The 12589-nt window shown below is 72.1% G+C and carries 11 protein-coding genes; 2 read left to right on the top strand and 9 right to left on the bottom strand.

The window, feature by feature from the left end; translation table 11 throughout:
- Window positions 1-2 precede the first annotated feature (2 nt).
- The 5 genes from nadC to DFJ67_RS12960 form a co-directional block, all read right to left on the bottom strand.
- Window positions 3-902 (bottom strand): carboxylating nicotinate-nucleotide diphosphorylase, encoded by a 900-nt coding sequence (gene nadC / locus DFJ67_RS12980; RefSeq protein WP_116068108.1) that lies wholly within the window; start codon window positions 900-902, stop codon window positions 3-5.
- Window positions 902-2545, bottom strand: coding sequence for an L-aspartate oxidase (locus tag DFJ67_RS12975; RefSeq protein ID WP_116068107.1), 1644 nt, complete (start codon window positions 2543-2545; stop codon window positions 902-904). Before DFJ67_RS12975 ends, nadC begins: the two co-directional genes overlap by 1 nt.
- 62 nt (window positions 2546-2607) lie before the next feature.
- Entirely contained in the window at window positions 2608-3495 is an 888-nt protein-coding gene (locus tag DFJ67_RS12970) for a septum formation family protein (RefSeq protein WP_116068106.1), read from the bottom strand.
- Between the two features lie 103 nt (window positions 3496-3598).
- The gene (gene panC / locus DFJ67_RS12965) at window positions 3599-4435 is read right to left on the bottom strand and encodes a pantoate--beta-alanine ligase (RefSeq protein WP_116068105.1); all 837 of its coding nucleotides are present in this window, start codon (window positions 4433-4435) and stop codon (window positions 3599-3601) included.
- The gene (locus DFJ67_RS12960; RefSeq protein WP_116068104.1) at window positions 4432-5343 is read right to left on the bottom strand and encodes a Rossmann-like and DUF2520 domain-containing protein; all 912 of its coding nucleotides are present in this window, start codon (window positions 5341-5343) and stop codon (window positions 4432-4434) included. The genes panC and DFJ67_RS12960 overlap by 4 nt, the downstream gene beginning before the upstream one ends.
- Before the next feature lie 122 nt (window positions 5344-5465).
- Between DFJ67_RS12960 and DFJ67_RS12955 the strand changes: the two genes are divergently transcribed.
- Window positions 5466-6686, top strand: a complete 1221-nt coding sequence (locus DFJ67_RS12955) for an SAM-dependent methyltransferase (RefSeq protein WP_409362926.1) — start codon at window positions 5466-5468, stop codon at window positions 6684-6686.
- On the top strand, window positions 6661-7812 hold the full coding sequence (locus DFJ67_RS12950) for an NADH-quinone oxidoreductase subunit D (RefSeq protein ID WP_116068103.1): 1152 nt from the start codon (window positions 6661-6663) through the stop codon (window positions 7810-7812). The genes DFJ67_RS12955 and DFJ67_RS12950 overlap by 26 nt, the downstream gene beginning before the upstream one ends.
- 4 nt (window positions 7813-7816) lie before the next feature.
- Here the strand turns inward: DFJ67_RS12950 and DFJ67_RS12945 are convergent, their stop codons facing one another.
- The 4 genes from DFJ67_RS12945 to DFJ67_RS12930 form a co-directional block, all read right to left on the bottom strand.
- Entirely contained in the window at window positions 7817-9784 is a 1968-nt protein-coding gene (locus DFJ67_RS12945) for a hypothetical protein (protein ID WP_116068102.1), read from the bottom strand.
- Between the two features lie 162 nt (window positions 9785-9946).
- On the bottom strand, window positions 9947-10813 hold the full coding sequence (locus DFJ67_RS12940) for a glycine betaine ABC transporter substrate-binding protein (protein ID WP_409362927.1): 867 nt from the start codon (window positions 10811-10813) through the stop codon (window positions 9947-9949).
- A 372-nt stretch (window positions 10814-11185) separates the two neighbouring features.
- Window positions 11186-11905 (bottom strand): ABC transporter permease, encoded by a 720-nt coding sequence (locus DFJ67_RS12935; protein WP_116076130.1) that lies wholly within the window; start codon window positions 11903-11905, stop codon window positions 11186-11188.
- Entirely contained in the window at window positions 11902-12588 is a 687-nt protein-coding gene (locus DFJ67_RS12930; protein WP_116068100.1) for an ABC transporter permease, read from the bottom strand. Before DFJ67_RS12930 ends, DFJ67_RS12935 begins: the two co-directional genes overlap by 4 nt.
- Window position 12589 lies beyond the last annotated feature (1 nt).

Raw genomic sequence — 12589 nt, 5'->3', positions numbered from 1 at the left:
TGTCAGCTCCGACTCAGGTGCGGCGGGCGAAGATCGAGTGCGATGTCCAAGATAGGTGACGAATGCGTCAAGGCACCTACGGAAAGGTAGTCGACGCCGGTGGCGGCGTACGCCGGTGCGACCTCCAGGGTGAGCCCCCCGGTCGCCTCCAACTCGGCACGGTCGCCGACCGCCGCGACCACCTCGCGCAGCACCGCGGGTGACATGTTGTCGCAGAGCAGGAACGAGGCACCGGCCTCGACCGCTTCGGTCGCCTCCTCGACGGTGGTGACCTCCACCTGAACGGGCACGTCGGGGAACGCGGCGCGGACCCGGCGGAAGGCCTCCGCCACGCTGCCCGCGGCCAGCTTGTGGTTGTCCTTGATCATCGCGACGTCGAACAGGCCCATCCGCTTGTTGGTGCCACCGCCGGCGCGTACGGCGTATTTCTCCAAGGCTCGTAGCCCTGGGGTGGTCTTGCGGGTGTCGAGGACCATCGCCTTCGTCCCGGCCAGCGCGTCGGCCCACCGTCGGGTGTGTGTCGCCACCCCGGAGAGGCGGCTGAGCAGGTTGAGGGCGGTGCGCTCGGCGGTGAGCAGGGTGCGGGTGGGCCCGGTGACCGTCGCCAGCACGTCGCCGGCCTGCACCTGGTCACCGTCGCGGGCCTTCAGCACGATCTCGGGTGCCGCCGGCCCGGCGAGCGCGAACACCGCCGCCGCGACCGGCAGCCCGGCGACCACGCCGTTGGCCCGCGCCACCACGTCGGCGGTGTCGGTCTGCTCGGCCGGGATGGTCGCCTCGCTGGTCACGTCGCGGTGCTCGGGGCCGAGGTCTTCGTCGAGGGCGGTGCGCACCACCCGCTCGACCACGTCGGGGTCGAGCCCCTTCGCCCGAAGGTCGTCGGAGATCCACTGCGGCAACATCACGCCTCCCAGGTCAGGGTCGGGGTCCCGGCACCGTCGAGGGCTGGGAAGAGGTGGCCCAGCCACTCAGGGCGGGCCGCCGGGTGGTCTTCGCGCCAATGACACCCGCGGGTCTCCTCGCGGGCCGTGGCGGCCGCTACGAGCGCCGCGGCGACGGTCACCAGGTTGGTCGCCTCCCAGCTCGCGGTCGTCGGCCGGCCGCGGGTGGCGCCCAGCCCGACGATCGTGCCGGCGGTCGCCGCCAGCGATTCGGCGGACCGCAGCACGCCCGCGCCCCGGGTCATCGCTCGTTGCAGCGCTGGGCGGACGCCCGGGTCGAGCACCCAGCCCTCGCCGCTCGCGGCCGGCGCCGGCTCGGATTGCTCGGGCAGATCGACGGCGATGTGGTCGGCGATCCGCTTGGCGAACACCAGCCCCTCCAGCAACGAGTTGCTGGCCAGCCGGTTGGCGCCGTGCACGCCGGTGCAGGCCACCTCGCCGCAGGCGTAGAGCCCCGCTATCGAGGTGCGGCCGTGCAGGTCGGTGCGCACGCCGCCGCTGGCGTAGTGCGCCGCCGGGGCGACCGGGATCGGCTCGGTGGCCGGGTCGACGCCGGCCGCCAGGCAGGACGCGACGATGGTCGGGAACCGCCGGGCCAGGTAGTCGCCGCCCAGGTGCCGGGCGTCGAGGAAGACGTGGTCGGTGCCGTTGGCCAGCAGCACCCGGTGGATGCCCTTGGCGACCACGTCGCGGGGCGCTAGCTCGGCGAGCTCGTGCTGGCCGACCATGAACCGCTTGCCGTCGGCGTCGACCAGGTGCGCGCCCTCGCCGCGGAGCGCCTCGCTGACCAGCGGCTGCTGCCCGCGCGCGGTGTCGCCCAGGAACAGGGCCGTCGGGTGGAACTGGACGAACTCGATGTCGGTCACCTCGGCGCCGGCCCGGATCGCCAGCGCGACACCGTCACCGGTCGACACCACCGGGTTGGTTGTCGAGGCGAACACCTGGCCCATCCCGCCGGTGGCCAGCACGACCGCGCGGGCCATGATCGCGCCGACCCCGTCTTCGGTGCCCTCGCCGAGCACGTGCAGGGTGATCCCGCAGGCCCGGCCGGTGACGTCGGTGAGCAGGTCGAGAACGAGCGCGTGGTCGACCACCCGGATCCACGGGTCGCGCCGCACGGCCGCGTGCAGCGCCCGCTGCACCTCGGCACCGGTGGCGTCGCCGCCGGCGTGCACGATCCGGTTGGCGTGGTGGCCGCCCTCGCGGGTGAGCATCAGCGAGCCGTCTTCGTTGCGGTCGAACTCGGCACCGAGGCGGATCAGCTCGCGGACCCGGATCGGGCCCTCCTCGACCAGCACCCGCACCGCCGCCGGGTCGCAGAGCCCGACGCCGGCGATCTCGGTGTCGGCGGCGTGCGCCTCCGGGGTGTCGAACGGGTCGAGCACGGCCGCGATGCCGCCCTGTGCCCAGCGGGTCGAACCGTCGTCGATGTTTTCCTTGGTGACCACCGTGACGTGCCGGCCGGCCTCGCGCAGATGCAGCGCGGCCGTCAGGCCGGCGATCCCGGAACCGATCACCAGCACGTCGGTCGACTCGACCCAGCCCGGCTCCGGGCCGGCGAGGCGACGGGGCAACTCCGGCAACTCCGCGACACGGGGGTCCATCCGTTCAGTGAACCCCGTCAGATCATCAGGTGTCCGCCCGGAGCCGCGAAACTGTGCTGCGGCTAACTCGGCAGGCCGATGTTGGGCGGAAAACCCTTCGCGCCGACGGCCTTGGCCGAGGCGGTCAGCGGCCGGAACCGGATCCACAGGAAACACCGGACGCCATGGTCGCCCATCGCCCAGGTGGCCTTGTCTGCGAGCACCGGGATGTAGCCGGTGCGGGCCGCGAACCCCGGCTCGTAGGGCACCTTCACGTAGGCCGCGATGGTCTTCAGGCAGCCCTCGTAGAACGGCACGTAGTCGCGGTCCTTGACCGGGTAGGGCACCTTGCCCGGCGCAGTCCACACGCCGGTGAACTCGCCCTCGTGCTTGACGTCGCACGGGCTGTCGGCGACCGTGTCGACGTTGCTGCGCTTGTCGAGTTTGACCAGCGCGCAGCCCAGTCGCAGCGGTGCGTCAGGTGCCGTCAGCGCACCTTCCAGGCTGCCCGACCGCTCGGCCACCTTGGCGTCGGGGCCCACACCGGTGAGTTCGACGAGGTCGCAGCGATACCACCGCTGGCCGGCCGTCCACGCCGTCGCCGCCGGCACCACCAGGTCGAGCCGCAGCCGCCCGGCGCGCCAGTCGGCGCCCAACGCGGTCGCGGCTTCCTTGTCGCACTCTTTGAAGATCGTCGGCAGCTCTTTGGCCGGCACCGCCGCGGCCGCCGCATCGGTGAACTCTCCGGTGTGGATGGTCTCCGACTGGTGCGGCGCGGCACAGTCCACAGTGCCCGCGAGCGTCTCCGCCGTGCGCGCAGCCGCCTGCCCGTGGCAACGCGGCGGCGACGGGGTCGCCACGACCGGCGGTGCTGGCTCAGCGGCCGAGCCGCCGCCTCCCCCACTGTCGGTCGTGCCGCACGCGGCGCTCGCCAGGACCAACACCACGACCGCTGCCATCGATCGACGCATCGCGTCCTCCCCACGGGCGCCGGGCGCGTTCAGGCCTGTGCAGTCCTAAGCGGAGCACATCACAACGGCGGAGCGCAACCGCCTGGTCACGCCAGGTTAGCGATCAACCAAGATCGATCGGGGCGTTGTCGATCAGCCGGGTGCCGCCGACCCGCGCCGCGACCAGCATCCGGGCTGGTCCGTGCCCGGGCGGCGGGCCCAGGTCGGGGTCGAGCAGCACCAGGTAGTCGAGGTTCACATCGGTCGTACCGTCGGCGAAGACCTGATGTGCCGCGGCCAGTGCGCGGTCGGCGTCGGCACCGCGCCCGGCGGCGGCCGCACCCGCGCGCAGCGCGCCGGAGAGCCGCAGCGCCGCGACCCGCTCTGACTCGGTCAGATAGCGGTTGCGGCTGGACAGCGCCAGCCCGTCGGCCTCCCGCACGGTCGGCACGCCGCGCACCTCGATCGGCAGGTTGACGTCGAGCACCATCCGGCGGATCAGGGTGAGCTGCTGGTAGTCCTTCTCACCGAAGAACGCGAGGTCAGGGCGCACCAGGTTGAAGAGCTTGAGCACCACGGTCAGCACGCCGTGGAAGAAGCCGGGCCGGCTGGCGCCCTCGAGCAACTCGCCGAGCGGCCCCGGGTTGACCCGCACGTGCGGCTCGCCGCCCGGGTAGACCTCGTCGCGACCGGGCGCGAAGACCAGGTCGACGCCGGTGCGCCGGCACATCTCCAGGTCGGCTTCCATCGTGCGCGGGTAGCGGTCGAAGTCTTCGTTGGGCCCGAACTGGAGCGGGTTCACGAAGATCGTCGCGATCACCGAGTCGGCGTCGGCCCGCGCCGCGCGCAGCAGCGCCTCGTGTCCTGCATGCAGGGCGCCCATGGTCATCACGACCGCGACCCGGCCGGGAAGCGCGGCCCGGGCAGCCGACAGCTCGGCCCTGGTCTCGGCGATGTTCACGAAACCCGCTCCGGCCGGTCGCTGGCCAGCACGTCTAGCAACGCCTCGGCGTCGCGCGGGCGCAACCGGCCCGCCGCGATGGCCCGGTCCGCGGCCCGCCGGGCAAGGGCGACATACGCGGGTACGGAGTCCGGCGCGCTGCGGGCCAGCGCCTCCAGGTGGCGGGCCACGGTGCCGGCGTCACCCCGGGACACCGGCCCGGTCAGCGCGGCGTCGCGCATCCGCAGCGTGTTGTCGAGCGCGGCATGCAGCAGCGGCCCGAGCACCTTCTCGGGGTAGACGACGCCGGCGTCGCGCAGCCGGTCCATCGCCTCGTTGACCAGCGTGACCAGGTGGTTGGCGCCGTGCGCGAGGGCCGCGTGGTAGAGCGCGCGGTCGTCTTCGGCCACCCATTCAGGATGGCCACCGAGATCATGCACCAGGTCTTCGGCGAACGCCTTGAGATCGGCCGGCGCGGTGATCCCGTAGGAGATACCCGGCAACCGGTCGAGGTCGGCGGCCGTGCCGGTGAAAGTCATGGCCGGGTGCAGGGCGAGCGGCCGGGCGCCGGCGATGGCGGCCGGGCCGAGCACGGCCAGCCCGTGTGCGCCGGAGGTGTGCAGCACGACCTGGCCCGGGCGCAGCGCGCCGGTGCCGGCCAGCCCGTTGACCACGCCCTGCAATGCGTCGTCGGGGACGGCGATGACCAGCAGGTCGGCGGCGTGTGCGACCTCGTCGGCCGGGAGGTTGGCGGCCGCGGGCAGCAGGCGGGTGATCCGGCCCTTGGCGGCGGCGGAAACCCCGGAGGCGGCGACCACGTGATGGCCGGCGGCCGCGAGGGCGGCACCGAGAACGGCTCCGACCCGGCCGGCGCCGATGACGCCGACGGTGAGCGGCCCCGTCGTGGGGTGGCGCGGCAATGCGCTCATATTGATCCAGTCCTCGTGAGGTTAGGTACCGGTCAACATCAAGTATGCGATCCGGAAACAGATCGGACACAGCTTGTGTGAAGACTTTCACGGGCGGTTTCACCCCCGTCTAGGCTTCTCGGGTGCGCTGGTCCGCGGCGATGTCCCGCGCCCTCTACGGCCCCAACGGCTTCTTCGTCTCGGGCGCCGGGCCGGCCGGCCACTTCCGCACCAGTGCCAACGCCTCACCGGTGCTGGCTGCCGCCGTCCTAAGGCTGCTGACCAGGGTCGACGCCGCGCTGGGGCAGCCGCCGCGGCTGGATTTCGTCGATGTCGGCGCCGGGCGCGGCGAGCTGCTCACCGGCGTGCTGGCGGTGGCACCGACGGCGCTGCGCGACCGGCTCCGGCCGGTCGCGGTCGAGGTGGCGCCGCGGCCACCGTTCCTCCCTGCGGAGATCGACTGGCAGGAGGCCCTGCCTGACCGGGTGACCGGGCTGATGATCGCGACGGAGTGGCTCGACAACGTGCCGCTCGACGTGGTCGCCGGGGACCGGTATGTCGAGGTCGACCCCGTGTCCGGCGCCGAGCGGCCCGGCGAACCGATCGAAGCGGCCGACGCGGCCTGGCTTGACCGGTGGTGGCCCTCCTTGCTCTGCACCCCTGAGGGAAGCACCGGTAGCGGGGCAACAGGTGCTCCCCGTCAGGGTGCAGAGCAAGGCGCTGCCCACGCGGATGCCGGGCACGGCGCTGCCCGCGCGGGTGCCGAGAAGGGCGCTCCCCACGCGGGTGCAGAGCAAGGCGCTCCCCCTGCGGGTGCAGAGCAAGGCGCTCCCCCTGCGGGTGCAGAGCAAGGCGCTGCCCACGCGGGTGCAGAGCAAGGGGAACCGCGGCGTGAGGTGGGGCGGGCTCGGGATGAAGCCTGGGCCGGGGCGGTGGCCGCCGTTGAACGCGGGCTTGCCGTTGCCGTTGACTATGGGCATCTGCTCGATGCGCGGCCTTTCGACGGGACGCTTGCCGGATATCAGGCCGGGCGGCAGGTGGCGCCGGTGCCGGATGGCAGTCGGGATGTGACCGCGCACGTCGCCATCGACGCCGTCGCGCTGGCGGGGTCTACGGTCGCGCGGCGTGCGTACACCCTGATGACGCAGCGGCAGGCGTTGAAAGCGCTCGGTGCCGACGGCGGGCGACCACCGATCAGCCTGGCGGGTTCGGATCCCGCCGGTTACGTGCGGGCGCTGGCGGCGGCGTCCGCCGCGGCCGAGTTGATGACGCCGGGCGGGCTCGGCGATCACTGGTGGTTGCTCCAGCCGGTGGGTATCGACGACTGGACGTGGGACGATGGCCGGCATGCCGGATCTCCGTGAGGTGACCGTCGGCACCGGTGCCGGGCTCGACACCGCCGACATGGTGCTCAACATCGGACCGCAACACCCGTCCACGCACGGTGTGCTCCGGCTGCGGCTCGTGCTCGACGGCGAGCGGGTGCTGACCTGCGAGCCGATCGTCGGCTACATGCACCGGGGTGCGGAGAAGCTGTTCGAAGTACGCGACTACCGCCAGATCATCGTGCTGGCCAACCGGCACGACTGGCTCTCCGCCTTCAGCAACGAGTTGGGCGTGGTGCTCGCGGTCGAACGGCTGATGGGCATCGAGGTGCCCGAGCGGGCGGTGTGGTTGCGCACCGCGCTGGCCGAGCTCAACCGGGTGCTCAACCACCTGATGTTCCTCGGCTCCTATCCCCTGGAGATCGGGGCGATCACGCCGGTGTTCTACGCGTTCCGCGAGCGCGAGACGCTGCAGACGGTGATGGAGGAGGTCTCCGGCGGCCGGATGCACTACATGTTCAACCGGGTCGGCGGCCTCAAGGAAGAGGTGCCGGCCGGCTGGACCAAGCGGGCCCGGGCGGCGATCGGCGAGGTCCGGCGCCGGATGCCCGACCTCGACAACCTGATCCGGCGCAACGAGATCTTCCTGGCCCGCACCGTCGGGGTCGGCGTGCTGACCGCGGAGCAGGCGGCCGCATACGGCGCGTCGGGGCCGGTCGGCCGGGCTTCGGGGCTCGACCTCGACCTGCGCCGCGACGATCCCTACCTGGCCTACGGCGAGCTGTCGGTGCCGGTGGTGACCCGCACGGCGGGCGACTGCCATTCGCGGTTCGAGGTGCTGCTCGACCAGGCGTACGCGTCGCTCGACCTGGCGCAGGAATGCCTCGACCGGGTCGACCAGATCACCGGGCCGGTCAACGTGCGGCTGCCGAAGGTGGTCAAGGCGCCCGAGGGACACACCTACGCGTGGACCGAGAACCCGCTCGGCATCAACGGCTACTACCTGGTGTCGCGCGGCGAGAAGACGCCGTGGCGGATGAAGCTGCGGACCGCGTCCTACGCCAACGTGCAGGCGCTGACCACGCTGCTGCCCGGGTGCCTCGTGCCGGACCTGATCGCGATTCTCGGCTCGATGTTCTTCGTCGTCGGCGACATCGACAAATAGCGGCCTACCGCCAGCGGTCGTCGCCGCCGCGGTCGTCGTCTTCGTAGTTGCCGCGCCGCCACGAGGTGTCGCTCTCGGCGGCGGGCAGAGCGCGGTCGTCGGCTGCGTAGCCACGGCCGGCGCCATACGTGCTGCCGGCGGTGCCGTAGGTGCTGCCGCCGCCGGAGTTGGCCTGGCTGCCTGACCAGGCGTCGGCATACCAGGCGTCGGGGCCGCTGCTGGCCCGCTCGTCGTCGCGGCGGACCGCGGCCCAGCGATCCTCGATGCGGTATTCGGTGCCGGTCTCGTCGGCCCGCACACTCGCCCGGCGTTCACCGACGCGCAGCTCACGGCCCCGGTCGTCGGCGCGGACGGAGGCCCAGCGGTCGCCAGCCCGGGCCGAGGACCACTGGTCGTCGTAGGCCGGGTCGTCGCCGCGCTCGATCGCCGGCCGGTCGCCGCGCAACTCACGCAGCCGCCGGTCGGTGAACGACTCTTCGCGGTCGCCGGATGGCCGCGGTTCGGTCCAGGAGCCGGCCGGCTCGTCGTCTGGGCGGCTGCGCCGGCCGCCGTAGCTTTCATAGGCGGGCTCGGCCGCGGCGCCATACGTGCCGCCCGACCGGTAGTCGGTCGCGCCGCCATATGTGCCGCCGGAGCGGTAGTCGGTCGCGCCGTAGCTGTTGTCGTCGGCGTAGATGTCGCCGGTGCCGTAGCTGGCGCCGCGTCCGTCGACCACCGTGTGCCGGGTGGTGACCTGGACGGTCTCGGTGTGCCGGACTACGCCACCGGGGGTCCTGGCCCGCGGCGCCCGCGGCGGAGTGGTGGCGCCGCGCCCGTCGGCCGGCGCGCCGTAGGTGCGCGCGGACGTCGCCGGCGCCGGCTGCACGACGGGCTCGTCGTCGGCGGCCTCCCGCCCGTAGCCGCTGTCGTAGCCACGCCCATAGGTAGCGCCGGTGGACTCCCGCCCGTAGCCGGCCGCATCACCTCGCCCCGGGTCGCGGCCGAAGCCGGCCGCAGCGGGCTCCCGGCCATAGCCGGCCGCATCCGCCTCCCGGCCGTCGCCGCGGCCGCCCGACTCGCGGCTGTAGCCGATGTCGGCCGGTTCGCGCCCGCCGGACTCGCGCCCGTAGACAGCCGCAGCCGGATCACGCCCGTCGCCGCGCCCGCCCGATTCCCGGCCGTAGCCGGCATCGGCCGGCTCACGCCCGGCCGAATCGCGGCCGTAGACGGCCGCAGCCGGATCACGCCCATCGCCGCGCCCGCCCGACTCCCGGCCGTAGCCGGCATCGGCCGGCTCACGCCCGCCGGACTCGCGCCCATAAACCGCCGCAGCCGGATCACGCCCATCGCCGCGCGCCGCCGAATCCCGGCCATACCCGGCCGCGACAGGCTCCCGCGCGTCGCCGCGCCCGCCCGGCTCGCGGCCATAGCCGGCCGCAGCCGGCTCACGCCCGTCGCCACGCCCGGCCGAATCGCGGCCGTAGTCGCCCTCGGCCGGCTCGCGTCCGTAGGTGGCGCCCTCAGCTCGCCCGTAGGCCGCGCCGTCGCGCCCCGCTGCCGCGCCATACCCAGGAGCGCCGCCCGCTTGCGCCGGCACGCCAGCGACCGGTGGGCGCGCGCGCTGGGCATCGAGTTGCGCCCGCATCGCGTCGACGGTCTGCTGCAAAGCCTGCACTTTCTCGCCGAGCGACCGGTTTGTCGCCCGCGCCGCGGTCTCGATGTCGCGCCGCACGTCGCCCTGCAACTGGTCGATCTCGTCGGCGACCAGGTCTTCCAGGTCGCCGCGGATCGAGTCGGCGTCACCGCGCAGGCCGATCGAGAGTCCGATGAGGACGACCGAGAGCACGGCCAGCACGGCGGCGATCCGCAGCGGGCCATTGCCATCGGCGATGAGGAGCAACCCCATCGCGAGCGGTGCCAGCCCGATGCCCGCCCAGAACAACAACTTGAGCAGCGGACGGCCCCGCGGCTCTTCGTCGTCGCGCGTCGGCATGGGTCGGAAGCCTACCTAGACATCCGGAGCAGCGGAATGGCTTGCCCTGGCCGCCCGGTCACCCGATGCGCCCAGCGCCATCGTCCGCTACTGCCCCGTGACCGGCGGTAACCCGCGCGGCCGGCAACCCTAGGGAAAAGGGTGCCGGCCGCGCGGAACCGGTCAGGTAGTGGCGAGGTCGCCGTCGGAGGACAGCACCAGGCCGACGCTGATCGCGCCGGTGCGCAGCGCGTTCTTCGTCTGCGGGCCGCCCGCGTCGAGCGAGCTGAACTTGCCTGCGTTGAAGTTGTAGGTCGCGACCAGACCCTGCTGGCACTTGGGACGCTGCGGGCACTCAGGCGGGCCGCCGAGGATGGTGGCCGTGCCGGAGCACTTGTCAGCGAGCTGTGACAGCGTGGTCACGCCGTATTTGTCGGAGAACGCCTTGGTGACGGCGAACGCGTTCTGGTCTTGCGCCGACGACGGCTCGCCGAAGGTGATGCCCACCTTGTCGCCGAGCGGGCGAAGTGCGGCCATCGTCTGGGTGATGTCAGGCGAGGACAGCGGCTTCGCGTTGGCGCCGTTGACCTTCGTGTTGAGGAAGTCGAGCGCCGAGGCCGCGTATTCCGGAACGACCTGGATGTCGCCCTTCTCCAGCGCCGGCTCGTAGAGCTCGCGGTTGCCGATCTGCTGCACGGTCACGTTGTAACCGGCCGCGGTCAGCACGATCTTGTAGAGCTCGCCGAGCGTCTCGTTCTCGCTGAAGTTGGCCTCGCCGACGATGATGTTGCCGCCGGTGCCCTTCTCGATGCCGGCGGTCAGGTTGTTGGCGGTCGCGAACTCCTGCGCGGCCACCGCCGGGGTCTTGCGGTCGACGTCGACCGCCCGGTTGAGCTGGATCAGCTTCGGCGTGTCGAGCGCCGCGGCGACCTTGTTGGTGGCCGCGACGACCTGCGGGCTGGCCGCCTTGGTGTTGATCGCGGCGACGACGTTGTCGCTGTTCTGCAGGTTTTTATCGTCTTGCAGGACGACGAGTTGCTGGCCGGCCACCGGGGCACAACCCGCGCCCCCAGCCGTGGCCGCCGGCGCCTGTGCGCCGGATGAGCCGGCATCACCGCAACCCGCGAGAAGACCGGCTGCGAAGAGGACTCCCGTCGCCCCCACCGCCAGCCGTGAAACTGCGCGCATAATGCCCGCCTTCCGTGTCCCGGCGCGACCCCATCTGGGCCGGCCGCGTGTCCGACGGACGGAGGGACAACCTTCCCGTCCGCGATTTCTCACCCAACATGTTGTCAGTGGGGACCGACAAGAAACTGAGGATGTTGTCACTGAATTGTCACTGTCGCGTAGTCATGCCCCAACCGTCCGAAGCGCCGAACTGGGACTTTATCCGCGACAGGGGTAATTAGCAGCGCAAACTGCTCAGGCGGCGCCGGTGGCGACGGCTTCGCGGTCGGCACGCCGCCGCGCCGGACGCAGCGGCGCCGGGGTGACCAGCCGCTCGACGACCGCGAGCAGCAGTTCGACCAGCAGGGCGAGCAGCGCGACCAGCACGCCGCCGGCCAGGATCTGCCCACCCGCGGCCGAGATGCCGAGCCCGAACCCTTCGGCGATGATCTGGCCGAGCCCGCCACCGTTGACGTAGGACGCCAGCGCCGTCGTCGCGACCACCTGCACGGCCGCGGTGCGGAAACCGGCCGCCAGATAGGGCACGGCCAGCGGCAACTCGACGCGGCGCAGCACCTGCCAGCCGGACAGCCCCATCCCGCGCGCGGCGTCGCGGGTCTCAGGGTCGACTTGTCGTACCCCCGTGTAAGCGTTGGCAAGCAGCGGAGGCATCGCGAACACCGCGAGCGCCACGATGATCGGCGGCTTGCCGAAGCCGAGGAAGGTCAGGGGCAAAATGGTCAGCAACGCGATGGTCGGGATCGCCAGCGTGAGGTCGGAGAGCAGCACCACCAGGCCGCCACCGCGACCGCTGTGGCCGAGCCAGACGCCCAATGGCCAGGCGATCAGCAGGCCCAGGCCCACGGCGGCACCGGAAATGACCAGGTGCTCACCGAGCCGGTCGAGGATGCCGCCCGGGTTGGTCCAGTTGAGCGGGTCGTTGAGATAGACCCACCCCTCCTGCACGACGTTCATCGAGCTCTCCTGGTCCACGGCGTGAGCACCCGTCCAGTGCCGATCAGGATCAGATCGAGCAGCAGCGCGAGCAGCACGCAGAGAATCGTGCCAGTGGTGATCTCAGCCTTGAAGAAGTTGTTGCGGAAGCCACCGAGGATCAGGTTGCCCAACCCGCCCTTGCCGATCAGCGCGCCGATGGTGACCAACGCCACGGTCGACACGGTGGCCAGCCGCAGGCCGGTCAGGATGCCGGGCAGCGCGAGAGGAAGGTCGACCCGGAACAGCCGGCTCCACCGCCCATAGCCCATGCCGGTCGCGGCCTCCTGCGCCTCGCTCGGCACCTGGTTGAGCCCGGCCAGGGTGTTTCGGATGATCAGCAGCAGGGCGTAGAGGACCAGCCCGATCAGCACCGACGTCGACCTGGTCGGGCCGACCGCCGGCGCGATGAACGCCAGCAGGGCCAGGGAGGGGATCGTGTAGAGCACACCGGACAGCGCCAGGATCGGCCCGCTGAGCGGGCGGAACCAGTAGGCGACCACGGCCAGCGGCACGGCGACGACCGCTGCGACGGCAACGGCTTCGGCCGTCAACGTGACATGCTCGCCAAGAGCGTCGAGGATGGTGCTCGAATTGGTCCGGATGTAGTCCCAGGAGAACCAGGGATTGGCGGCATCCTGATACGCCAGGTCGCGGAGGGACATA

The organism is Asanoa ferruginea (genome assembly GCF_003387075.1).
GTDB classification, from domain to species: domain Bacteria; phylum Actinomycetota; class Actinomycetes; order Mycobacteriales; family Micromonosporaceae; genus Asanoa; species Asanoa ferruginea.
The sequence above is the reverse complement of the archived record's forward strand: the minus strand, read 5'-3'. Positions and strand labels throughout refer to the sequence as shown.